The organism is Cellulosimicrobium sp. Marseille-Q8652 (assembly GCF_965112045.1).
On the sequence record NZ_CBCOPS010000001.1, the window covers coordinates 52,356 to 74,955 of the forward strand.

The following is a 22,600-nucleotide window of genomic DNA, read 5'->3' on the forward strand; positions in this document are numbered from 1 at the left end:
GCAGAAATGCCGAAGGCCCACCCCGTGGGGGTGGGCCTTCGGTGAAGGGTTGTCCGGCGGCGTCCTACTCTCCCACCCCGTCTCCAGGGCAGTACCATCGGCGCTGAAGGGCTTAGGCTTCCGGGTTCGGTATGGGACCGGGCGTTTCCCCTTCGCTGTGACCGCCGTAACTTCGTCGAACTCGTCCAACCTGGGTGCCTCCCCTGGTGGGGGTGGGGGTTGGTGGTTCGGGAACCGCACAGTGGACGCGTAGCAATGAGTGTGTTGGGTGTTGAAGTTGTCGGCTGATTAGTACCGGTCAGGCCTGCACGGGTCGTTGGTCCCCGTTTCCACGTCCGGCCTATCTACCCAGTGTTCTGCTGGGTGCCTCTCACCCCGTAGGGTATGGAAACCTCATCTTGAAGCAGGCTTCCCGCTTAGATGCTTTCAGCGGTTATCCCTTCCGAACGTAGCCAACCAGCGGTGCTCCTGGCGGAACAACTGGCACACCAGAGGTTCGTCCGTCCCGGTCCTCTCGTACTAGGGACAGCCCTTCTCAAGTTTCCTGCGCGCGCAGCGGATAGGGACCGAACTGTCTCACGACGTTCTAAACCCAGGCTCGCGTACCGCTTTAATGGGCGAACAGCCCAACCCTTGGGACCTACTCCAGCCCCAGGATGCGACGAGCCGACATCGAGGTGCCAAACCATGCCGTCGATATGGACTCTTGGGCAAGATCAGCCTGTTATCCCCGGGGTACCTTTTATCCGTTGAGCGACGGCGCTTCCACAAGCCACCGCCGGATCACTAGTTCCGACTTTCGTCCCTGCTCGACCTGTCAGTCTCACAGTCAAGGCTCCCTTGTGCACTTGCACTCGACACCTGATTGCCAACCAGGCTGAGGGAACCTTTGAGCGCCTCCGTTACATTTTAGGAGGCAACCGCCCCAGTTAAACTACCCACCAGGCACTGTCCCTGGTCCGGATCACGGACCGAGGTTAGACATCCGAAGCGGCCAGAGTGGTATTTCAACGTTGACTCCACCCGCACTGGCGTGCGGGCTTCACAGTCTCCCACCTATCCTACACAAGCCGCACCGAACACCAATACCAAGCCTATAGTAAAGGTCCCGGGGTCTTTCCGTCCTGCTGCGCGTAACGAGCATCTTTACTCGTAGTGCAATTTCGCCGAGTTCGCGGTTGAGACAGCGGAGAAGTCGTTACGCCATTCGTGCAGGTCGGAACTTACCCGACAAGGAATTTCGCTACCTTAGGATGGTTATAGTTACCACCGCCGTTTACTGGGGCTTAAATTCTGAGCCTTCACCCACGAGGGGTTGACCCGTCCTCTTAACCTTCCAGCACCGGGCAGGCGTCAGTCCGTATACATCGTCTTGCGACTTCGCACGGACCTGTGTTTTTAGTAAACAGTCGCTTCTCCCTGGTCTCTGCGGCCGTCCACGCTCCCCGAGCAAGTCGGTTCACGATTCGGGCCCCCTTCTCCCGAAGTTACGGGGGCATTTTGCCGAGTTCCTTAACCACGATTCGCTCGATCGCCTTGGTATTCTCTACCTGACCACCTGAGTCGGTTTGGGGTACGGGCGGCTAGAACCTCGCGCCGAGGCTTTTCTTGGCAGCATAGGATCACCCGTTTCGCGCATACGCGCTCACTATCGCCTCTCAGCCTGGTGCCGGGCGGATTTGCCTACCCGACGGCCTACAGCCTTGGACGTGGACTACCATCGCCACGCCGGGCTACCTTCCTGCGTCACCCCTGTTAATACGCTTACCTACTACCGGTTCGGGTCCCGCGCGCCCCTGTCCGGTGACCCCGAAGGGTCGGTGGACAGGTTTGGGCGGTTAGCATCACCGGGCTCGGTATGGGCGGTTCTTCGCCGGTAGGAGAATATCAACTCCTTGTCCATCGACTACGCCTGTCGGCCTCGCCTTAGGTCCCGACTTACCCAGGGCGGATTAACCTGGCCCTGGAACCCTTGGTCATTCGGCGGACGGGTTTCTCACCCGTCATTCGCTACTCATGCCTGCATTCTCACTCGTGTGGCCTCCACCGCTGGGTTCCCCCGCGGCTTCACCGGCCACACGACGCTCCCCTACCCACCTGCGCCTCTGGACCACGAAGGCCTGAGTTACGCGCAGATGCCACGGCTTCGGCGGTGTACTTGAGCCCCGCTACATTGTCGGCGCGGAATCACTTGACCAGTGAGCCTATTACGCACTCTTTCAAGGGTGGCTGCTTCTAAGCCAACCTCCTGGTTGTCTGTGCAACTCCACATCCTTTCCCACTTAGCACACGCTTGGGGGCCTTAGCCGGTGGTCTGGGCTGTTTCCCTCTCGACTACGGAGCCTTATCCCCCGCAGTCTCACTGCCACGCTTCCACTTACCGGCATTCGGAGTTTGGCTGACGTCAGTAACCTTGTAGGGCCCATCGGCCATCCAGTAGGCTCTACCTCCGGCAAGAAACACGTGACGCTGCACCTAAATGCATTTCGGGGAGAACCAGCCTATCACGAAGTTTGATTGGCCTTTCACCCCTAACCACAGGTCATCCCCCAGGTTTTCAACCCTGGTGGGTTCGGTCCTCCACGCGGTCTTACCCGCGCTTCAACCTGCCCATGGCTAGATCACTTCGCTTCGGGTCTAGACCCAGCGACTATGGGCGCCCTGTTCGGACTCGCTTTCGCTACGGCTTCCCCACACGGGTTAACCTCGCCACTGAGCACTAACTCGCAGGCTCATTCTTCAAAAGGCACGCTGTCACCCCAACCAAGGAGGCTCCAACGGATTGTAGGCACACGGTTTCAGGTACTATTTCACCCCTCCCGGGGTACTTTTCACCTTTCCCTCACGGTACTGGTCCGCTATCGGTCACTAGGTAGTATTTAGGCTTAGCAAGTGGTCTTGCCAGATTCACACGAGATTTCTCGGGCCCCGTGCTACTTGGGATCCCCTTCGGGAGGCCGCGCCATTTCGTCTACCGGACTCGCACCGTCTGTGGTCCGCCTTTCAATGCGGTTCGACTATGACACGGCTTTCTGACTCCCCGGTGGACTGTCAGATCCACCAGAAGGGTCCCACAACCCCGGACACGCAACGCCTGACAGCCTTTACCACGCGCCCGGTTTGGCCTCATCCGCTTTCGCTCGCCACTACTCACGGAATATCTCTTCCTGCCGGTACTGAGATGTTTCACTTCCCGGCGTTCCCTCCACACACCCTATATATTCAGGTGCAGGTCGCACGACATGACTCGTACGGGGTTCCCCCATCGGAAACCCTCGGATCACAACTCGTTTGCCAGGCTCCCCGAGGCTTATCGCAGGCTACGACGTCCTTCTTCGGCTCCTAGTGCCAAGGCATCCACCGTGTGCCCTTAAAAACTTCGACACACACACTACAATCTATTCGCAGAGACCAAGAACAAAAACCACGGGAACACCCCACGAGGAGGCACCCGAGCCTTTTGCATCTTGATCACTTCAAAGATGCTCGCGTCCACTGTGCAGTTCTCAAACAACCAACGACCCCGACCCGCACAGACCCGCCTACCCACCGCAGCACAGGCCTGCGACGAGCGGTTCGCGATCCACGGACCGACCCGTACCAGGCACCACCACCCAACGTGGCCGATGACCTGAGGACCCAACAGTGTGCTCGACGAGCCCCGGACCCCACCCGCGATGTTCCACCACACCACCCGGCACCACCGACCCCTCCCGAAGAAGGACCCAGCAGACCAGGCGACGCAGGTACTGACACCAGCGAGACCCGACGCTCTTTCGTCAATGTTCCACCCATGAGCAACCACCCCCCACACGAACGGCGTGGGCCGTGGGCCACACCACCACACCCACCCACCCCCGAAGAGGCAAGGCGCCGGCGTGCGTTGAAGGCTCCTTAGAAAGGAGGTGATCCAGCCGCACCTTCCGGTACGGCTACCTTGTTACGACTTAGTCCCAATCGCCAGTCCCACCTTCGACCACTCCCCCGGCGAACCGGTTGGGCCATGGGCTTCGGGTGTTACCGACTTTCGTGACTTGACGGGCGGTGTGTACAAGGCCCGGGAACGTATTCACCGCAGCGTTGCTGATCTGCGATTACTAGCGACTCCGACTTCATGGGGTCGAGTTGCAGACCCCAATCCGAACTGAGACCGGCTTTTTGGGATTCGCTCCACCTTACGGTATCGCAGCCCTTTGTACCGGCCATTGTAGCATGCGTGAAGCCCAAGACATAAGGGGCATGATGATTTGACGTCATCCCCACCTTCCTCCGAGTTGACCCCGGCAGTCTCCCATGAGTCCCCGGCATAACCCGCTGGCAACATGGGACGAGGGTTGCGCTCGTTGCGGGACTTAACCCAACATCTCACGACACGGTGCCTGACGACAACCATGCACCACCTGTGCACGAGTGTCCAAAGAGACCACCATCTCTGGTGGCTTCCCGTGCATGTCAAGCCTTGGTAAGGTTCTTCGCGTTGCATCGAATTAATCCGCATGCTCCGCCGCTTGTGCGGGCCCCCGTCAATTCCTTTGAGTTTTAGCCTTGCGGCCGTACTCCCCAGGCGGGGCACTTAATGCGTTTGCTGCGGCACGGAACTCGTGGAATGAGCCCCACACCTAGTGCCCAACGTTTACGGCATGGACTACCAGGGTATCTAATCCTGTTCGCTCCCCATGCTTTCGCTCCTCAGCGTCAGTTGCGGCCCAGAGACCTGCCTTCGCCATCGGTGTTCCTCCTGATATCTGCGCATTCCACCGCTACACCAGGAATTCCAGTCTCCCCTACCGCACTCTAGTCTGCCCGTACCCGATGCTCGAGGTTGAGCCTCGAGTTTTCACACCAGACGCGACAAACCGCCTACGAGCTCTTTACGCCCAATAATTCCGGACAACGCTTGCGCCCTACGTATTACCGCGGCTGCTGGCACGTAGTTAGCCGGCGCTTCTTCTGCAGGTACCGTCACTTGCGCTTCTTCCCTGCTGAAAGAGGTTTACAACCCGAAGGCCGTCATCCCTCACGCGGCGTCGCTGCATCAGGCTTTCGCCCATTGTGCAATATTCCCCACTGCTGCCTCCCGTAGGAGTCTGGGCCGTGTCTCAGTCCCAGTGTGGCCGGTCGCCCTCTCAGGCCGGCTACCCGTCGTCGCCTTGGTAGGCCATCACCCCACCAACAAGGCTGATAGGCCGCGAGCCCATCCCTGACCGAAAAACTTTCCAACCACCCCCATGCGAGGACGGCTCATATCCGGTATTAGCCCCGGTTTCCCGGAGTTATCCCGAAGTCAGGGGCAGGTTACTCACGTGTTACTCACCCGTTCGCCACTAATCAACCCAGCAAGGCTGGGCATCATCGTTCGACTTGCATGTGTTAAGCACGCCGCCAGCGTTCGTCCTGAGCCAGGATCAAACTCTCCGTAAATGATCAACGCCCACCACCAGGCACAACACCCAGCAGCGAACAATCCATACGAAGCGAACCCCCAAAGGGTTCACAAAACTGGCCTACAAACGAAAAACAATCTGACGATCATTCTCCGAAATCAACCAAAGGAATCCCCAGGCACAACCAACCAGCCACCCGGACGGGCAACCCAGCCAGCCATGCCCACGAGGACAAAAATTGGCATTGACTAACAAGCACACTGTTGAGTTCTCAAACAACCGACACACACCGCCTCCGGTCGTCTCCGACCATCGCGCGGGGCTTTCGTTCTCCAGCCTACCAGACCCGGACCTTCGTCCCGAACCCGGTCGAAACCGGAAATTCGCTCAGAATGCCCTCGGATCGGGCCCCCGAACAGTACCGCAGGCGCAGCACGCTGCGCTCACGATCCGAAAGGGGATTCGCCTGCGGGACCAGCCACTTCGCGTCTGCTCCGTGGGGCCTACGCCGTGGTGTCTGTTCCTCCCTGCCGGGCGACCTCGAGAACATTACGTGGCGCGGGGCGCTCGGTCAAACGCGCTCGTCGTGACCCCGCTCACCCCTCCGCTGACCCCCCGCTGACCCCCCGCTCACCCCCCGCTGACCCCCCGCTCACCCCTCCGCTCACCCCGCCGAGCCCGCCCTGCCGGGCCGTCCGTCGTCCGTCATCGGCTCTCCGGGGTCGCCGGCGAGGCGCGCGGCGACCTGCCGCGCGGCGTCGTGCAGCTCTTGCGGCCCCACGACCGTCACCGGGGCGTCGAACATGCCGAACCAGGCCGCGAGCCCGCCCCAGGACCACGAGCCGGCGGTCACCCGGCAGCGGTCCGGCGCCAGCGCCTCGACCAGCACCGCGTCCCCGACCCAGGGCGCGACGTGGTCCGCGCTCGCACCCAGCTCGGCCGTGCCCCGCACCGGCCACGACGGGCGGGAGAAGGTCTGCGACACGTAGGTCGCGACGTCCGGTGCCGGCAGCTCGCGGGGGGTGAAGCGCGGCCCGTCGCCGGACCGGGGGACCATGCGGTCCACCCGGAACGTGCGCCAGTCGTCGCGCTCGAGGTCCCAGGCCACGAGGTACCAGCGCCCGCCCCACGTGACGAGGTGGTGCGGCTGCACCCGCCGGGGCGGTCGGAATCGCGCGGCGTGGGGTGCGCCGGTCGGGCGGAGCGTCTCGCCCGACCCGCCGTCGTAGTCGAAGCGCAGCACGCGCCGCTCGCGCACGGCGGTGCCGATCAGGAGCAGGACGTCCGGCCGGATCGTCGGCCGCTCGGCCTCCCGGCCGCGCGGGACGGACGTCACCTCCAGGGCGTCGATCCGGCCACGCAGCCGGGCCGGCATGACCTGGCGGATCGTCGCGAGCGCTCGGGCCGCCGCGTCCTCGACGCCCGGGAGCGTCGCCGTCCGCAGGGCGAGCGCGACCGCGACGGCCTGCTCGTCGTCGAACAGGAGGGGCGGGAGGTCGGCGCCCGCGTCGAGGCGGTACCCGCCCTCGGGCCCCTTGGTCGCACGCACCGGGTAGCCGAGCTCCCGCAGGCGGTCGACGTCGCGCCGGACGGTGCGCGGGCTGACGTCGAGCCGCTCGGCGAGGGTCGGGCCGGGCCAGTCCCGGCGCGCCTGCAGGAGGGACAGGAGCCTGAGGAGTCGTCCGGAGGTCTCGAGCATGTCCTCAGGCTCGCACGAGGTAGCGGCCAGTACCTGACCGCTATGCCCGGGAGTGTGGTGGAGCAGGCGGCGCACCGCGCCGACGACCGGCAGTCGACCACAGCCCCCGGAGGACACCGTGATCCGTACCCGAGCCCTGACGAAGGACTTCCCCGTCGGGCGCGACCCGAGCAGGACCGTGCACGCCGTGCGCGGCATCGACCTCGACGTCGCACCCGGCGAGCTCGTCGCCGTCCTCGGCCCCAACGGCGCCGGCAAGACGACCATGCTGCGCATGCTCACCACCCTGATCCGCCCGACGGCGGGCACGGCGACCGTCGCCGGGCACGACGTCGTCGCGCAGCCCGACGCGGTGCGCCGCAGCATCGGCTACGTCGGCCAGGGGAACGCGGCGGGCCACGGCCAGCGCGCCGTCGACGAGCTCGTGAGCCAGGCACGGATCCACGGCCTGGACCGCCGTGCCGCCCGGCGCCGGGCCGACGAGCTCCTCGACGTCCTCGAGCTCACCGCGCAGCGGGCGCGCAAGGTCTCCGACCTGTCGGGCGGGCAGCGGCGGCGTCTGGACGTCGCCATGGGCCTCGTCCACTCCCCCGCGCTGCTCTTCCTCGACGAGCCGACGACCGGCCTCGACCCCCACAACCGCGCGAACCTCTGGGAGCACGTGGGCCGGATGCGCGCCGGCGCCGTCGACACGACGGGAGCGCCGATGACGGTCGTGCTCACGACGCACTACCTCGACGAGGCCGACACCATGGCCGAGCGCGTCGTCGTCGTCGACCACGGCGAGGTCATCGCGGACGACACCGCCGCGAACCTCAAGGCCGACCTCGCGGGCGACCGCGTCGTCGTCGCCGTGGACCGGTCCGCACGGGACGCGTCCGCTCCCGACGACGGCCCGGACGCCGGCCCCGACGCCGCCGCCCGCCTCGCCGAGGTCGCCGCCCGGGTCGACGGGTTCTGCGAGGTGCTCTCCCACGACGGGTCGCACGTCACCGTGCGTGCGGAGCACGGCGACGCGTTCCTCCCCCGCCTCCTGCGCGCGGCGGACGCCACCGGGATCTCCGTCACGACGGCGCACGTGCACCGCCCGACGCTCGACGACGTCTTCCTCGCCCTCACCGGTCGCAGCCTCCGCGAGACGGGCGCCGCAGCCCCCGGCACGCCGGCAGCACCGGCCGACGCGCCCATCACCGACACCGCCGGGACGACCCGGCCCACCGAGAGGACCGCAGCATGAGCGCCGTCGACACCCGCACCGACCTCCCCGCGAGCCCGCCCGGACCCGTGCGCACGTCGCGGCGCCACGTCGTCCGTGACACCGGCATCGTCCTCGCCCGCGAGCTGCGGCCCGTGGTGCGCGACCCGTTCTCCGTGGTGTTCGGCCTCGTGCAGCCGATCGTCTTCCTCGTGCTGTTCGGGCCGCTGCTCGTGGGCTCCCTCGGGGGCACCGAGGTGCTCGGCGGCAGCGTCTGGCAGTGGTTCGTGCCGTCGATCCTCGTCATGACCACGCTGTTCGGCACGTCCGCGACGGGCTCGAACCTGCTGTTCGAGCTCCAGACGGGCGCGCACGAGCGCATGCTCGTCGCACCGCTCTCCCGGTCGTCGCTGCTCGTCGGGCGGGCGCTCAAGGAGATGGTCCCGATCGTCGCGCAGTCGGTGGTCGTCGTGCTCGTCATGCTGCCGTTCGGGTTCGAGCTGCACCTCGCCGGCGCGGTCCTGGGCCTCGCGCTCCTCGCGGTGCTCGGCGTCGGGATCGGCGCGCTGTCCTACGCGCTGGCCCTCGCGGTGCGCAAGCAGGACTGGATGTTCTGGATGGTCCAGCAGACGCTGCTCTTCCCGCTCATGCTCCTGTCCGGGATGCTGCTCCCGCTCGAGTCGGGTCCGCGCTGGATGCAGGTCGCCGCCTCGGTCAACCCGTTGAAGTACGTGGTCGACGCGGAGCGGGCCCTGTTCGCGGGCGACCTCGGCGCGACCGCGGTCGCGTGGGGGTGGGTCGCCGCCGTCGTGACCGCCGTCGTCGGGCTGGTCGTCGGCATCCGGGCGATGGTCACGTCCGCGGACTGACGGCGCCAGCCCTCCCGCGTGGGCAGCCCGTCAGGCGTGGTGGGCGCGGAACGCGTCGGTGAGCGAGGGGCCGTCGTCGCCGAGGCGCCAGACGCTCCAGCCGTCCGCGGTCGCGGTCCCCGAGGCCGCGACCGCGGCGAGGTCGGGGTGGCGGTAGCGGGCGCCGTCGGCCAGCTCGATGAACCCGTCGGGCTGGAGGACGGCCTCGAACCGCTGGCCACGGCGCGGACGCGTCCACACGAGGTGGCGCGGGGTCCCGAGCGCACGTGCGAGCGCCACGAGGTCCGGGTCGTCGTCGGGTCCGAGCGGCACGTCCACGGCACCCGGCGCGGGCACGGGCGCGACCTCCCGCCCGACGAGCGGGTCGGGCTCAAGCCCGGCCGGCGGCTGGTAGGACAGCGGGTCGTAGGAACGCTCGGTCGCCGGCGAGTGCTGCGCGGCGTACTCGTGCGTGAGGATCGACTCGCGCGTCCGGTACGACTCGCGCGTGCGCACGGACTCGCGCGTGAGGATCGAGGTCCGCGGCACGCGGGTGTCGTCCCCGCTGCCAGCGGGCCGGCGGTCGGCCCACGTGCTCGGCTCGTCCGACCAGGTCGGCTTCTCGGGGGCCGGGCGTGCCGCCAGCGGGTCCTCCACGGGCACGAAGTCGAGCACCGGCAGCCCGTCCTCCGCGGCGGGCCCGCCCAGCGGGATGTCGAGCGGCACGGGGGCGAGCTGTCCCGTGACGTCGGCGCTGGGCGGCGTCGACCCGTACGTCGTGCTCGACTCGAGCTCGCGGCGTCGCTCGGCGCGCGAGCGGGCGTGCTGCGTCACCACGGGAAACTTGCCGGTCAGGGCCCGGCCCACGGCGACGCCGTCCGCGAAGTCGGAGGCCGTCGCGGTCTCGCGGGCCCGGACAGGGGCGCGCTCGGGCGCCGGGGCGGGCTCCGGGCGCCCCACCGCGAGCGGCGACACGTCCACGAACCGGCGGCCGTCGGCGCCGTGCACGACGCCGAGGCGCAGCACCGCGACCGGCGACCCGGGCTGGCGCAGGAAGTCGAGCGCGTCCTCGATCCCCGGCGCGGCGCTCGAGCAGATGACGATGAGCCGGGCGCCCGTCGTGCGCGCCGTGGCCTGCGAGCGGGTGAGCGGCACGTTGTCGTAGAACGCGGCGACGTCCTGCTGGAACCGGGACGCCCCACCCGTGTAGCGGGCCGCGAGCTCGGCCCGCGTGAGACGTCCGGCGCGGCCCGCGTGGTTGAGGGCGGCCGTCAGGGCGTCCTCGGTGAGCTCGGCCGTCACCTCGATGACGACCGGCAGCCCGGCCGCGTCGAGCGCGAGCAGGTGCGGCTCGTCGTCTGACGTGCCCTGCTTGACGGGGAAGATCTGCTCGCCGAGCAGGCTGTCGAGGTTGCCGTCGACCACGCGCTGCGCGTCGGTCCCGAAGGCGCCCGCCGGCTGGGGCGGCTGGACGAGCAACGGACGCTCGGCGTCCACCTCGAAGAGGGGCATCGGGGGGTCTCCTGCTGCATTGCGGAACGCGACCGGGGCGGGGGCGTTTGCGGCTTAGCCTACGTCGCCGGTCAAGTCCCGCGAAGGTGACGAAAGCGTACGGTTCGGGCGCCCGAGAACCCGCAGGTCAGGCGTGCCCGGACTCCTGCTCGTCGGCCGCGAGACGCTCCTCGACGCGATCGACCTTGCCCGTGAGCTCGCCGGTCCGGCCCGGCCGGATGTCGGCCTTCACGACGAGCGACACCCGGTGACCGCCGGCCCCGACCGCCTCCGTGGCCCGCTGGATGACGGGCATGACCTCGTCCCAGTCGCCCTCGATCTCGGTGAACATCGACGTGGTGCGGTTCGGCAGGCCGGACTCGCGCACGATGCGGACGGCCTCGGCGACGGAGTCCGCGACGGACTCGCCGGCACCGAGCGGGGCGACGGAGAAGGCGAAGACGGCCATGGGGCCCATGGTGGCACGGCTCCGACCGTGCTCGCCCCCGACGTAGGCTCGGTCCGTGACTGAGGGCGCGACGACCGACGCGGTGACCGTGCTGGCCGGAGGTGTCGGGGGCGCCCGGCTCGCCCACGGCCTGGACCGCGCGGGGGCGGACCTCACGGTCGTCGTCAACGTCGGGGACGACGTCGAGCTCCACGGCCTCGCGATCTCCCCCGACCTCGACACGGTGACGTACACGCTCGCGGGCCTCGCCGACGAGGAGCGTGGCTGGGGCGTGGTCGGGGAGACCTACGCGACGCTCGAGGCGATGGGCCGGCTCGGCGAGGACACGTGGTTCACGCTCGGCGACAAGGACCTCGCGACGCACGTCGTGCGGACCGCGCGCCTGCGGGCCGGGGCGCCGCTGTCCGCGGTGACCGCGCAGCTCGCGACGGCGCTCGGCGTGAGGCCGCGCGTCCTGCCCGTCACCGACGACCGCGTCGCGACGCTCGTCGACACGCCCGGCGGACGGCTCGGGTTCCAGGAGTACTTCGTGGGTCGTCGCCACGCGGACGACGTCGTCGGACTGGTCTACGACGGCATCGAGGCCGCCCGGCCCGCGCCCGGGGTCGTCGAGGCGGTGCGGGACGCGGGGACCGTCGTCGTCGCGCCGTCGAACCCCTTCCTGTCCGTCGCGCCCGTGCTCGGCGTGCCCGGCGTGCGGGAAGCGCTCGTCGCGTCGCGCGCGCACCGCGTCGCGGTGAGCCCGATCGTCGGCGGGCGGGCCGTCAAGGGGCCCGCGGCGCAGATGCTCGCCTCGCTCGGCCACGAGGTCTCCGCGCTCGGCGTCGCGCGCCTCTACACCGGGCTCGTCGACCAGATGGTGATCGACGAGCGCGACGCGCACCTCGCGGACGACGTCGCCGCGCTCGGGCTGCGCGTCCTCGTCACCGACACCGTCATGGGCGGCCCCGACGGCCGCGAGCGCCTCGCCCGGGAGATCCTGGCGGCGGCACGTGGCTGACCCGCCCGGCGCCGTCGTGCCCGACGGCGCGGCGCGCCCGACCGGACCGGGTCGCCCGGGGCGGGTGGTCGCCGTCGTGCCGCTGCGCGACGGGACGTCGGGGAAGTCGCGTCTCGCGCACGTGCTGGAACCGACCGCGAGGAGCCGGCTCGTCGCGGTGCTCGCACGGCACGTCGTGGCGACGCTGCTCGCGTCCGACGCGGTGGAGCGCGTGGTCGTCGTGACCTCGGACCCGCGGTTCACGTGGCGGGCGCTGCAGGACCTCGTCGTCGAGCCTCCGAGCGGCACGAGCCCCGACGACGACGCGGACGGCGCGCTCCCCCTGCTCACCGACGACGCCGACCGCCTCCGCATCGTCCTGCAGCCCGCGGACCGGGCCGGGCTGAACGAGGCGGTCGAGGTGGGTCGCGAGATCGCGACGCAGGACGGGCCCGTGCGGCTGCTCGTCGTGCACGCGGACCTTCCGGCGCTCGCGACCGGCGACGTCGCCGCCCTGCTCGCGGAGGACGCGCCCGTCGTCGTCGCGGCCGACCGGCACCGGTCGGGTACCAACCTGCTCGTCCTCTCCGGGGACGCGTCGGTCCCGCCGAGCACGACCTCGGAGCCGTCATCCGCCGCAGAACGACCTCGAGAGCGTGCTCGGCAGGCGTTCCGCTTCCGGTTCGGCGCCGGGAGCCTCGCCGCGCACCTCGCGGAGGCCGCTGCGCGCGAGCTGCGGGCCGTCGTCGTGCAGCGGCCCGGGACGGCGACCGACCTCGACACGATCGACGACTGGGGCGAGCTGCCCGCGGAGGTGCGCGACGTCGTCGGGCAGCACGTCCCCGGGCTGCGGGACGCGACGCCCGGGTCGCCCCGTCAGGCGTCCTCGGGCACCCCGCGGTAGGTCGCGGGAGGGCGCCGGGCGACGAGACCGTCGCGCGTGTCCTCGTCCTGTCGCCCGTCGAGGAGCAGTCCGGACGTCGTCGGGGAGCGCAGTCACGCCTGCCAGCGACCGCGGTGCACGACGTCGTCCACAGGCTTGCGGGCCCGACGGCGCGGCGACCCGCTCGGCCCGGCGTCGCCCGCGTGGCCGAGCGCGACGACGCCCGTCGGCGCGTACTCCTCGGGGATGCCGAACGCCTCGCGCAGCCGCGGCACCTCGCCGGGCTGCACGCCGAAGAAGCACGCGCCGAGCCCTTCGTCGACCGCGGTCTGGAGCATGAGCAGCGACGCCATGCCCGCGTCGACGTGCCAGTACGGCACGGCCCACCGGTTCTCGTCGCGGTCGGCCCAGCCCTTGTCGTCCTCGGCGTACCGCCGCAGGTAGGCGTCCTTCGACGTGAGGACGAGGACGATCACCGGTGCCGTCCGCATGCCCTCGAGCCACGCGCTCATGTCCCGCTCGGAGTCCGCGGGGGTCGAGGCTGCCCAGAAGCGCGCGACGTCGTCGGGCTCGGTCAGGACGACGAACGCCCAGCCCTGCGCGAAGCCGGCGCTCGGCGCGCGGATCGCGTTGCGCAGCACGCGGTCCACCGAGGCGGGGTCGACGGGGTCGGCGGTGAACCGCCGGACCATGCGGCGGCGGCGCACGACGTCCTGGAACTCCATGCCCCGATGGTGTCAGGTCGAGAGGTCACCGGAGTGACCTGTCGCGCTGACACGGCGGCGGTCAGCGGTGGCGACCGCGGCCGGCGGGGCTCTGGCGCTTCGACGGGCGTCGACGAGACTGCCGCGGCCCGCCGCCCCTGTCGTCGTCCTGGTCGGTGCTCCCCCCGCTCGAGACGAGCCGGTCGAGGGGTTCCGGCAACGTCGCGGCGAGCTCGGCGTCGGCCCACACCCCTCGCGCCGTCTCGCGCCACGCGGGGTCTGCTCGCCGGCACCGCTCGGCGACCGCCTCGCGCAGGTCCGGCCGCAGGACGACCGCGTCCTCGACCGGCCCCGCCGCGACGTACGCGAGGAACTCGTGCTCGTCGTGGGGCACCCGGTCGAACGCCAGGGCGACGAGCGCGTCGAGCATCGGGAAGGGGTCAGGCTCCCCCGTCACCCGGGCGTGGACCTCCTCCCGGACCGCGGACGCGGACGCGCTCCGGAGGCGCGCTGCCCGGTCGCCGGTCGAGAGCAGGAAGTACGCCAGGTAGCGCTCCGCGAGCGCCCGGGCCGCGGCCGCGTCGAGCGGCTCGAGGACCTCGTCCTCGTCCTCCGCGTCGGTGTCGGTCTCCGGCCCCTCCAGGACGTCGTCCGGCACCGCGCTCGTGTACTCGTACCCCATGCGCGGAGCCTGCCAGCCGACGTCACGCCCGTCGAGCACGATGTCGCCGTCGGGGCAGGACCCGGGACGCCCGTGCGCGACCCGGGTCCTGCCCGCCGCCGTCAGACCCCGTCGAGCCGCGCCCGGACCTCGGGGTCGAGGTCGAGGTCGGCCGCGCCGAGGAGCTCGTCGAGCTGCGCGACCGTGCTCGGCCCGACGACCGGGATCACCGGGTGCTCACCGCCGAGGAGCCACGCGAGCACGACCTGGTTCGGGGTGGCGCCGGTCTGGCCCGCCACCTCGTGCAGCGTGCGGATGCGCTCGCGCGTCGTCGGGTGGTCGAACCCGTCCCAGAGCGGCTTGTCGCGGCGCACGTACGCGCCCTGGAGGATCGGCGAGTACGCGACGACGGCGAGCGGCGGGCGCTCCGGGGTCCCGGTCGACGCCGCGTAGTCGAGCAGCTCGTACGACGCCCAGTTGCGCCGCCCCGGCTCGGGCGTCGGGTAGGCGTACGTGAGGTTCTGCTGGACGAGCCCGTAGGGGGCGATCCCCTGCCGCAGCGCCTCCTCGCGCGCCTCGACCACGCGCCAGAGCGCGACGTTCGAGATGCCCGTGATCCCCACTACCCCCTCGGCCTGGAGCTTGCCGAACGCCCCGACCGTCTCCGCGAGCGGGGTGCCGAGGTCGTCGACGTGCCCGTAGAGGACGTCGAGGTGGTCGACGCCGAGGTGGCGCAGGCTCTCGTGCGCCTCGCGCTCGACGACGGCGGCCGCGAGCCCCTGGTAGTTCGTCGGCTCGACGTTCTGCAGCGGCAGCGCCGGGTCCTTCTTGGCGGCGCCGAGCTTCGTCGCGAGCCGTACCGCGTCGCGCGTCCCGCGGCTCGCGAGCCAGTGGCCGAGGACGTCCTCGCTGTCCCGCCCGTGGCCGAGCCCCCACTGGTTGTAGTTGTTGGCGGTGTCGAGGAACGTGCCGCCCGCCTCGACGTAGCGGTCGAGGACGGCGAACGACGTCTCCTCGTCGACCCGCGTGCCCATGTACATGGTCCCGAGGCACAGGGTCGAGACGTCGAAGGACGTGCGGCCGTCGCCGATGGTGCGGTAGCGCATGATGCGGTCTCCCGTTCGTGGGTGGTCCTGGTGACACCTCCACGCTAGAGAGCGATCGGCACGGGTGTACGGTCCGATCCCATGAGCATCGACCAGACCGATTCTCCGGCTCCGGGCCCGACGGCGGACCTCGCCTGGGAGGCTCTGCTCGACCTGGGCGCCGGGCCGGGTTCGCGCGTGGAGCGGCTCGAGCACGCGATCCGCGACGCCGTCCGCGCCGGCCGCGTCGGCGCGGGAGCCGCGCTGCCGCCGAGCCGACAGCTCGCCGAGACGCTCGGCGTCTCGCGCTGGGTCGTCACCGAGGCGTACGGCCAGCTCGTCGCCGAGGGGTTCCTCGAGGCGCGCACCGGCTCCGCGACCCGCGTCTCGGCGGCGGCCGCGGCCCGGCGTCGACCTGCGCGCACCGTCGCTCCCCGGCGTGCGGCGCGCGCACGCCCTCGGTTCGACCTCGCACCGGGCGTGCCCGACCTGCGCCACGTGCCGCGGGACGCCTGGGTGCGCGCGATGCGGGACGTGCTCGGCACGTCGGCCGGCCCGTCCTCCGCGACCGCGTCGAACGACGACCTCGGTGCGCTCGCGCCCGGCGGGCACCCGCTCGCCCGCGCGGTCGTCGCGGGGCACCTGCGCCGGGCGCGCGTCGTCGTCGCACCCGACGAGGCCGTGGTGCTGACCCACGGGGCGACCGACGGGATGGCGCGCGCGGCCGCCGCGCTCGCCGCCGCCGGGCACACGCACGTGCTCGTCGAGGACCCGAGCTGGCCGGTGCTGCGCGACGTCGCCGCCCGCGCCGGGCTCACGCCGGTCCCCGTCGCCGTGGACGCGGACGGCGTGGACACCGCCGCGCTCGTGGCGGCGTCCGGACGGACCGGCGCGCGGGCCGCGCTGCTCACCCCGGCGCACCAGTTCCCCACGGGGACCGCGCTGACGCCCGAGCGCCGGGAGGCGGTGGTGACGTGGGCCCGCGACGTCGACGGCCTCGTCGTCGAGGACGACTACGACGCCGAGTTCCGCTACGACCGGCGGCCCGTCGCAGCGCTCCAGGGCCTCGACCCCGACCGCGTGCTGCTGCTTGGCTCGATCAGCAAGACCGTCTCCCCCGCGTTCGGCACGGGCTGGATGGTCGTGCCGGCGCGCTGGCGCGAGGCCGTGGCGCGCGACGGCGTCGCGACGGCAGGGCCCTCCGTCGTCGAGCAGCTCACCTTCGCGCGGCTCGTGACGTCGGGCGCGTACGACCGGCACCTGCGTGCCGCGCGCGGGCGGTACCGGCGCCGGCGCGACGCGCTGCTCGCGGCACTCGCCCGGGAGCTGCCCGCAGCGACGGTGCGTGGCATCGCCGCCGGGATGCACGCGCTGCTCGACCTCGGGGACGACGCCCCCGAAGCCGCGCACGTCGTGCGCGAGGCCGCGGCGCGCGAGGTGGCCGTCGTGGACCTGCGCCGCTACCGGGCCGCACCCGCCGCGCGCTCGACCACGCTCGTCCTCGGGTACGGCGACCTCGCCGACGCGCGCGTGGACGAGGCGGTGCGACGGCTCGCCGACGCCGTCGACGCGGCCGCCGCGAGCTAGCGGCCCCTCTCGGCAGCGGTCCCTCTAGCTCGTCGCCGCGGCCGGCGCGCGGTCGGCGGCGAGCAGGTCGAGCGCGGCGTCGAGGTTCGCGAGCGCCTGCGGGTGGTCGACGCGCGTGAGGAGGAGCGCCGAGACCAGCAGCGCGGTGCACAGGTCGGCGACGCGGTCGTGCTCGGCCGGGTCGCGACCCGGGAAGCGGGCGACGACGCCGGCCCGGATCGCCGCGCGCAGCTCGGCCCGGTAGGCGGCCACGGTCTCGCGCACGACCGCGTCCTTCCCGATCGGCGCTCCCGCGGCGTTGATGAGCAGGCAGCCGCTGTCCGACTGGACCGTGCCCGGTGCGGCGAGCGCGGTGCGCAGCCCGGCGAAGTAGTCGACCACCGCGTCCGGGGGCACGACGTCCGCCGTGAGCGCCGCGAGCCGCGGGCGGACGACCTCGTCGAGGTAGCTCGCGACGGCCGCGTCGAACAGCCCGCGCTTGCTCCCGAACGCGTGGTAGAGGCTCGACCGGCGCAGCCCCGTCGCGCCCTCGAGCAGCGGCAGCGACGCGTCCTCGTAGCCGTGCTCCCAGAAGGCGGCGCGCGCGGCGCGCACCACGTCGGTCGTGTCGAACGACTGCGGTCTGCCCACCCCGTGCTCCTCCTCGTTTTTGTGAACCGTGCAGTCCAGTATAGGTTGTGTAACGCTCAGTACAGAACCCGGCGCCCGCCGGGCCGTCGAAGGGACGTGCCACCGTGATCGCCGTCGGACTCGTGCTCGCCACCGCCGCCGCGGTGCTCCACGTCGTGATCTTCTACCTGGAGTCGGTCGCGTGGACGAGTCCCCGCGCCCGCGCCACGTTCGCCACCACGGCCGAGGAGGCCGAGGCCACGAGGTCGCTCGCGTTCAACCAGGGCTTCTACAACCTGTTCCTCGCGATCGTCACCCTGCTGGGCGTCGTCCTCCACGTCGCCGGCGAGACGACCGTCGGCACGACCCTCGTGCTCACCGGTACGGGGTCGATGCTCGCGGCCGCTCTCGTCCTGCTCCTCTCGTCACGCGCGCACCGCGCGGCCGCCGTCAAGCAGGGCACGCTCCCGCTCCTCGCCGTCGTCGCCGTGGTCGTCGCCCTCGCGACCTGACCACCCGAAGCCACCACACCCACCCACCGGAGGCCCTCCGCATGACGTCCGCCCGCAGCACCCAGGTCCAGCTCGCCGCACGCCCCCGCGGCTGGCCGACCCCCGACGACTTCCGCACCGTCACCGTCGAGTACGGCGACCTCGCCCCCGGCCAGGTGCGCGTGGTCAACGAGTTCGTGTCCGTCGACCCCTACATGCGCGGCCGCATGAACGACGTGAAGAGCTACACCCCGCCCTTCGCGCTCGGCGAGACCATGACCGGCGGTGCGGTGGGCCGCGTCGTCGAGACGACCGTCGACGACCTGCCCGTCGGGGCGCTCGTCCTCCACCAGCACGGCTGGCGGGACGTCGCGCAGGAGGACGCGTCCGGGTTCCGCGTGGTGCCGGAGGTTCCCGGCCACCCGTCGTCGGTCCACCTGGGGATCCTGGGCATGACCGGGCTGACGGCCTACGTCGGCCTCACCGCGATCGCCGGCATGGAGCCCGGCGACACCGTCCTCGTCTCGGGTGCCGCAGGCGCCGTCGGGACCGCGGCCGGGCAGATCGCCCGCCTGCTCGGGGCCTCCCGCGTCGTCGGGTCCGCCGGCGGCCCCGAGAAGGTGGGGCTGCTCACGTCGCGCTACGGCTACGACGCCGCCCTCGACTACAAGGCCGCACCCGTGCGGGAGCAGCTCCCCGGGCTCGTGCCGGACGGCGTCGACGTGTTCTTCGACAACGTCGGCGGCGACCACCTCGAGGCCGCGCTCGACGTCATGAACGACGGCGGACGGGTCGCCCTGTGCGGGGCCATCGCCGCGTACAACGCGACCCGCCGGTCCCCCGGCCCGGACAACCTGCCGAACCTCATCACGCGCGGCCTGACGCTGCGCGGCTTCACCCTCGGGGGCTACCTCGGGCTCTCCGGCGAGTTCCGCGAGCGCATGACGGGCTGGTTCGCCGAGGGCGAGGTCGCCTACGACGAGACCGTGGTCGACGGGATCGACCACGCGGTCGACGCGTTCCTCGACATGATGCGCGGCGGCAACGTCGGGAAGATGGTCGTGCGCGTCGGCCCGACGCAGGCCTGAGGCTGAGAGGTCAGAGGCGCTCGGCGAGCAGCTCGACGAGCGCCTTGCCCTCGACCCCCGCGAGCTGGTCCGCCTGCGTGCGGCACGAGAACCCGTCGGCGAGGTAGACGTCGCCCGGCTCCGCGTCGCGCAGCGCCGGGAGCAGCGCGTTCTCCGCGACGGCGACCGACGTCTCGTAGTGGCCCTTCTGCATGCCGAAGTTGCCCGCGAGACCGCAGCACCCGGCGAGCACCTTGATCTCGGCGCCCGCCGACCGGAGCAGGCGCTCGTCGGCGGCGAAGCCCATGACCGAGTGCTGGTGGCAGTGCGGCTGCACGACGGCGGTCACGTCCGACAGGTCGGGCACGCGCCACCCGGAGCCCGTGCCGGGGGCCGTGTCGACCGACGTGAGCAGCTCCGCGAGGGTGCGCGTCGCGCGCGAGACGGCCTGGGCGCGCGGGTCGTCGGGGAACAGGTCGACGAGGTCGGAGCGCAGGACCGCGGTGCACGACGGCTCGAGCCCCATGATCGGGATGCCGTTGACGGCGTACGGGCCGAGGACGGACAACAGGCTCGCGAGGCGCTTGCGCGCGCCGTCGAGCTGGCCCGTGCTGATCCACGTGAGGCCGCAGCACACGTCCTGCTCGGGGACGACGACGTCGTACCCGGCCGCCGTGAGCACCTTGACGGCCGCCTGCGGCACGCCGGGCGAGAGGCTGTCGCTGAACGAGTCGGTCCACAGCACGACCTTCGGCCGGTCGCCACGCGTCGGCCTCCCGGGCGTCTGGCCGACGGCGAGCCCGGGGACGCCCTGCGTCGCGCCGCCGCGCCGCCACCACGTGCGGAACGGGACCTCGGCGAACGACGGCACCTGGCGGCGCGTGTCCATGCCCCCGGCCCACAGCACGGCCTTCGCGAGCGGACGGATGCTGAGCAGCTTGTTGACGAACCGCGGCATCCCGGTGGCGAGCCGTGCCCAGACGGGGAGCCAGCCGAGCGAGTAGTGGTCGACCGGACGCAGCCTCCCGCGGTAGGTGCGGTAGAGCACCTCGGACTTGTACTGGGCCATGTCGACGCCTGCCGGGCAGTCGCTCGAGCACGCCTTGCACGACAGGCACAGGTCGAGCGACTCGTGGACCTCGGGCGCCGTGAGCCCTCCGACCAGCGTCCCGTTCACGGCCTCCTGCAGGACGCGGGCACGGCCGCGCGTCACGTCCTTCTCGTCCTTCGTCGCCTGGTACGACGGGCACATGAACCCGCCCGCGGCGCTCGTGTCGGCGCGGCACTTGCCGACGCCGACGCAGCGGTGCACGGCCTGCGTCATGTCGCCGTGGTCGTGGGCGAACGAGAAGCCCTGGTAGCCCGCGCGGCGCGAGATCTTCCCGACCTTCGCGGGCGCGCTCGTGCCGGGCCCGCCCGCGGCGCCGAGCGCCGAGAGCACGGGGTGGGCCTGCGGGCGGCGCAGGTCGTCGTCGATCGCGCGCGGGCGCACCACGACGCCCGGGTTCATGACGTCCGCCGGGTCGAACAGCGCCTTGAACCGCTCGAGCAGCGCGATCGCCTCCGGGCTGTACATGACCGGGAGCAGCTCGGAGCGCGCGCGGCCGTCGCCGTGCTCGCCGGACAGCGACCCGCCGTGCTTCGCGACGAGGTCGGCGGCCTCGAGCATGAACGTGCGCAGCACCGAGCCCGACGCCTCGAGCGGCAGGTCGATGCGCAGGTGCACGCAGCCGTCGCCGAAGTGCCCGTACGGCAGGCCGTCGACGCCGTAGCGCGCCATGAGCTCGTCGAGGTCGCGCAGGTAGGCTCCCAGCTTCTCCGGCGGGACCGCGGAGTCCTCCCAGCCCGGCCATGCCTGCTCCCCGGACGGCGTGCGGCCGGCCAGGCCGGCGCCGTCGGCCCGGATCTGCCACATCTTCGTGGCCTCCGGCCCGGCAGGCAGGATCAGGGGCGCCTCGCTGCCCGACGCCGCGACGATCGCCTCGGCGTTCGCCATCGCCTCCTCGGGGGTCGCCCCGCCGACCTCGACCATGAGCCACCCCGCACCGGGCGGCAGCGGCGGGACCGACGCGTCGCCCTTGGCGCGGCGCACGACGTCGACCAGGCGGGCGTCGAGCCCCTCGACCGCGAGCGGGTTCAGGCCGAGGAAGGTCGGGACGTCGTCGGCCGCCGACGGCATGTCCGGGTAGCCGAGGACCACGAGCGTCGGCTTGGACGGCACGGGGACGAGCCGGACCGTCGCCGAGAGGATGGTCACGAGCGTGCCCTCGGTGCCCACGAGCGCCTTGGCGAGGTCCGAGCCGTTCTCGGGCAGCAGGTGCTCCAGCGAGTAGCCGGACACCTGGCGGCCGAACCGGCCGAACTCCGTGCGGATCAGCGCGAGGTTCTCGCGGACGAGGTCGGCGAGGCCGGGCACCGCGGCGAACGTCGGGTCGCCCGAGCTCGCGACGAAGCGCCGCCCCGTGCCGTCGACGACGTCGAGCGCGAGGACGTTGTCGGCCGTCCGCCCGTACGCCACGGCGTGCGGGCCGCACGCGTTGTTGCCGATCATCCCGCCGAGCGTCGCGCGGTTCTGCGTCGACGGGTCCGGGCCGAACCGCAGCCCGTGCGGCGCGGCGGCCTGCTGCAGCGCCGACATGACGACACCCGGCTCGACGCGCGCGGTGCGGGCCTCCGGGTCGACGTCGAGGACGCGGTTGACGTGCCGCGAGAGGTCGAGGACGACGCCCGGCCCCACGGAGTTGCCGGCGACCGACGTCCCGGCGCCGCGCGCCGTGATCGGTACCTCGAGCTCGCGCGCGACGTCGAGGGCGGCGACCGCGTCGTCGACGTCCTGCGGGAACACGACGACCTCGGGCACCACGCGGTAGTTCGACGCGTCCGTGGAGTACTCCGCACGGCGGCGGGACGAGGCGTCCACGCCACCGCGCGTCACGGTGCGCAGCGCCTCGGCGAGGGCCGTGCGGGCGGCGTCGGCAGCGCGCTCGGCCTCGCGCACGGCCTCCGCGCGGGACGGCGAAGTCCCCGCGTCGCCGGGTCGGGCGTTCGGTGCCGTGGTGTCGGTGTCAGCAGCCACGGAGCCGATTGTCGCACCCGTCCGACGACGGCCGCGGGGGCGTCCGCGACGACCTCTCTGCGCCCTCGCCCGACCCGTGCCTCAGGAGCCGGGCTCGTCCGCGACCCGCGGGCTGCTTCCCTGGAGCTCGTCGATGAGCTGCGACGCGTCGGCCTTGGTCAGGCTCTCCGGCACCTCGCGGCCCGCCTCGCGCGCGAGCGTGGTCAGGTAGCTGAGCTGCGCGCCGGTCGCCGGCTCGTCGCCGGTCGTCCAGTCCTGCGGGTCCTTGACCGTGCCCGCGTCCTGGCCGTCGGCCGCTCCTGTCCGGTCGGTGCTCATGCGCTCCTCCTTCGTGTGGGTCCGGCCACGCTACGTCGGGCCACCGACGGTCGC

16 protein-coding genes and 3 rRNA genes are annotated in these 22,600 nt (G+C 71.2%); 7 read left to right on the forward strand and 12 right to left on the reverse strand.

The features are described 5' to 3' along the window. Nucleotides 1-51 precede the first annotated feature (51 nt). The 4 genes from rrf to ACWPWV_RS00270 all read right to left on the reverse strand — a co-directional run bounded on the left by rrf (nucleotide 52) and on the right by ACWPWV_RS00270 (nucleotide 7,083). Nucleotides 52-169: ribosomal RNA gene (rrf, locus tag ACWPWV_RS00255) — 5S ribosomal RNA — on the reverse strand. Between the two features lie 99 nt (nucleotides 170-268). Continuing rightward, nucleotides 269-3,384, reverse strand: a 23S ribosomal RNA gene (locus ACWPWV_RS00260). Nucleotides 3,385-3,898: 514 nt separating this feature from the next. Further along, nucleotides 3,899-5,421, reverse strand: a 16S ribosomal RNA gene (locus ACWPWV_RS00265). The 16S, 23S and 5S rRNA genes sit together here, the layout of an rRNA operon. A gap of 627 nt (nucleotides 5,422-6,048) precedes the next feature. Continuing rightward, entirely contained in the window at nucleotides 6,049-7,083 is a 1,035-nt protein-coding gene (locus ACWPWV_RS00270; RefSeq protein WP_454041009.1) for a helix-turn-helix transcriptional regulator, read from the reverse strand. A 118-nt stretch (nucleotides 7,084-7,201) separates the two neighbouring features. On the opposite strand from ACWPWV_RS00270, the gene ACWPWV_RS00275 reads away from it, so the two are divergent. Beyond that, the gene (locus ACWPWV_RS00275) at nucleotides 7,202-8,320 is read left to right on the forward strand and encodes an ATP-binding cassette domain-containing protein (protein WP_454041010.1); all 1,119 of its coding nucleotides are present in this window, start codon (nucleotides 7,202-7,204) and stop codon (nucleotides 8,318-8,320) included. Beyond that, entirely contained in the window at nucleotides 8,317-9,147 is an 831-nt protein-coding gene (locus ACWPWV_RS00280; RefSeq protein ID WP_454041011.1) for an ABC transporter permease, read from the forward strand. The genes ACWPWV_RS00275 and ACWPWV_RS00280 overlap by 4 nt, the downstream gene beginning before the upstream one ends. Before the next feature lie 30 nt (nucleotides 9,148-9,177). Here ACWPWV_RS00280 and ACWPWV_RS00285 read toward each other — a convergent pair whose 3' ends face one another. After that, the gene (locus ACWPWV_RS00285) at nucleotides 9,178-10,638 is read right to left on the reverse strand and encodes a restriction system modified-DNA reader domain-containing protein (protein ID WP_454041012.1); all 1,461 of its coding nucleotides are present in this window, start codon (nucleotides 10,636-10,638) and stop codon (nucleotides 9,178-9,180) included. Between the two features lie 127 nt (nucleotides 10,639-10,765). Next, a complete protein-coding gene (locus ACWPWV_RS00290; protein WP_454041013.1) occupies nucleotides 10,766-11,086 on the reverse strand; it encodes an MTH1187 family thiamine-binding protein in 321 nt (106 codons plus the stop codon). Nucleotides 11,087-11,141: 55 nt separating this feature from the next. On the opposite strand from ACWPWV_RS00290, the gene cofD reads away from it, so the two are divergent. Beyond that, nucleotides 11,142-12,086: a 2-phospho-L-lactate transferase gene (gene cofD, locus ACWPWV_RS00295; RefSeq protein WP_454041014.1), complete on the forward strand. Its 945-nt coding sequence runs from the start codon at nucleotides 11,142-11,144 to the stop codon at nucleotides 12,084-12,086. Further along, entirely contained in the window at nucleotides 12,079-12,969 is an 891-nt protein-coding gene (locus tag ACWPWV_RS00300) for a 2-phospho-L-lactate guanylyltransferase (protein ID WP_454041015.1), read from the forward strand. The genes cofD and ACWPWV_RS00300 overlap by 8 nt, the downstream gene beginning before the upstream one ends. A 92-nt stretch (nucleotides 12,970-13,061) precedes the next feature. On the opposite strand, the gene ACWPWV_RS00305 is transcribed toward ACWPWV_RS00300, so the two are convergent. From ACWPWV_RS00305 to ACWPWV_RS00315, 3 genes are all read right to left on the reverse strand, one after another. After that, complete coding sequence (locus ACWPWV_RS00305) at nucleotides 13,062-13,673, reverse strand: nitroreductase family protein (protein ID WP_454041016.1); 612 nt, start codon at nucleotides 13,671-13,673, stop codon at nucleotides 13,062-13,064. A 61-nt stretch (nucleotides 13,674-13,734) separates the two neighbouring features. Then, entirely contained in the window at nucleotides 13,735-14,334 is a 600-nt protein-coding gene (locus tag ACWPWV_RS00310; RefSeq protein ID WP_454041017.1) for a hypothetical protein, read from the reverse strand. Between the two features lie 101 nt (nucleotides 14,335-14,435). After that, nucleotides 14,436-15,419: an aldo/keto reductase gene (locus ACWPWV_RS00315; RefSeq protein ID WP_454041018.1), complete on the reverse strand. Its 984-nt coding sequence runs from the start codon at nucleotides 15,417-15,419 to the stop codon at nucleotides 14,436-14,438. Nucleotides 15,420-15,500: 81 nt separating this feature from the next. Here ACWPWV_RS00315 and pdxR point away from each other — a divergent pair, with 81 nt between their 5' ends. Next, nucleotides 15,501-16,985, forward strand: coding sequence for a MocR-like pyridoxine biosynthesis transcription factor PdxR (gene pdxR / locus ACWPWV_RS00320; protein WP_454041019.1), 1,485 nt, complete (start codon nucleotides 15,501-15,503; stop codon nucleotides 16,983-16,985). A gap of 24 nt (nucleotides 16,986-17,009) precedes the next feature. On the opposite strand, the gene ACWPWV_RS00325 is transcribed toward pdxR, so the two are convergent. After that, nucleotides 17,010-17,615 carry a TetR/AcrR family transcriptional regulator gene (locus ACWPWV_RS00325; protein WP_454041020.1) on the reverse strand — a complete coding sequence of 202 codons (606 nt, stop codon included), beginning with the start codon at nucleotides 17,613-17,615 and terminating at the stop codon, nucleotides 17,010-17,012. A 104-nt stretch (nucleotides 17,616-17,719) separates the two neighbouring features. On the opposite strand from ACWPWV_RS00325, the gene ACWPWV_RS00330 reads away from it, so the two are divergent. Both ACWPWV_RS00330 and ACWPWV_RS00335 read left to right on the forward strand, forming a co-directional pair. Further along, on the forward strand, nucleotides 17,720-18,106 hold the full coding sequence (locus ACWPWV_RS00330; protein ID WP_454041021.1) for a DUF1304 family protein: 387 nt from the start codon (nucleotides 17,720-17,722) through the stop codon (nucleotides 18,104-18,106). Nucleotides 18,107-18,147: 41 nt separating this feature from the next. After that, a complete protein-coding gene (locus tag ACWPWV_RS00335) occupies nucleotides 18,148-19,173 on the forward strand; it encodes an NADP-dependent oxidoreductase (protein ID WP_454041022.1) in 1,026 nt (341 codons plus the stop codon). Between the two features lie 10 nt (nucleotides 19,174-19,183). On the opposite strand, the gene ACWPWV_RS00340 is transcribed toward ACWPWV_RS00335, so the two are convergent. Both ACWPWV_RS00340 and ACWPWV_RS00345 read right to left on the reverse strand, forming a co-directional pair. Beyond that, a complete protein-coding gene (locus ACWPWV_RS00340) occupies nucleotides 19,184-22,150 on the reverse strand; it encodes an FAD-binding and (Fe-S)-binding domain-containing protein (RefSeq protein WP_454042777.1) in 2,967 nt (988 codons plus the stop codon). 159 nt (nucleotides 22,151-22,309) lie between these two features. Beyond that, nucleotides 22,310-22,546 (reverse strand): DUF3072 domain-containing protein, encoded by a 237-nt coding sequence (locus ACWPWV_RS00345; protein ID WP_454041023.1) that lies wholly within the window; start codon nucleotides 22,544-22,546, stop codon nucleotides 22,310-22,312. Nucleotides 22,547-22,600: the final 54 nt, after the last annotated feature.

Bases quoted from the DNA above. Each gene is read 5' to 3' on its own strand.
- ACWPWV_RS00280 (WP_454041011.1), top strand. From the start codon at position 8,317: ATGAGCGCCGTCGACACCCGCACCGACCTCCCCGCGAGCCCGCCCGGA.
- pdxR (WP_454041019.1), top strand. From the start codon at position 15,501: ATGAGCATCGACCAGACCGATTCTCCGGCTCCGGGCCCGACGGCGGAC.
- ACWPWV_RS00345 (WP_454041023.1), bottom strand. From the start codon at position 22,546: ATGAGCACCGACCGGACAGGAGCGGCCGACGGCCAGGACGCGGGCACG.
- ACWPWV_RS00335 (WP_454041022.1), top strand. From the start codon at position 18,148: ATGACGTCCGCCCGCAGCACCCAGGTCCAGCTCGCCGCACGCCCCCGC.
- ACWPWV_RS00285 (WP_454041012.1), bottom strand. From the start codon at position 10,638: ATGCCCCTCTTCGAGGTGGACGCCGAGCGTCCGTTGCTCGTCCAGCCG.
- ACWPWV_RS00270 (WP_454041009.1), bottom strand. From the start codon at position 7,083: ATGCTCGAGACCTCCGGACGACTCCTCAGGCTCCTGTCCCTCCTGCAG.
- ACWPWV_RS00310 (WP_454041017.1), bottom strand. From the start codon at position 14,334: ATGGGGTACGAGTACACGAGCGCGGTGCCGGACGACGTCCTGGAGGGG.
- ACWPWV_RS00315 (WP_454041018.1), bottom strand. From the start codon at position 15,419: ATGCGCTACCGCACCATCGGCGACGGCCGCACGTCCTTCGACGTCTCG.
- ACWPWV_RS00305 (WP_454041016.1), bottom strand. From the start codon at position 13,673: ATGGAGTTCCAGGACGTCGTGCGCCGCCGCCGCATGGTCCGGCGGTTC.
- ACWPWV_RS00290 (WP_454041013.1), bottom strand. From the start codon at position 11,086: ATGGCCGTCTTCGCCTTCTCCGTCGCCCCGCTCGGTGCCGGCGAGTCC.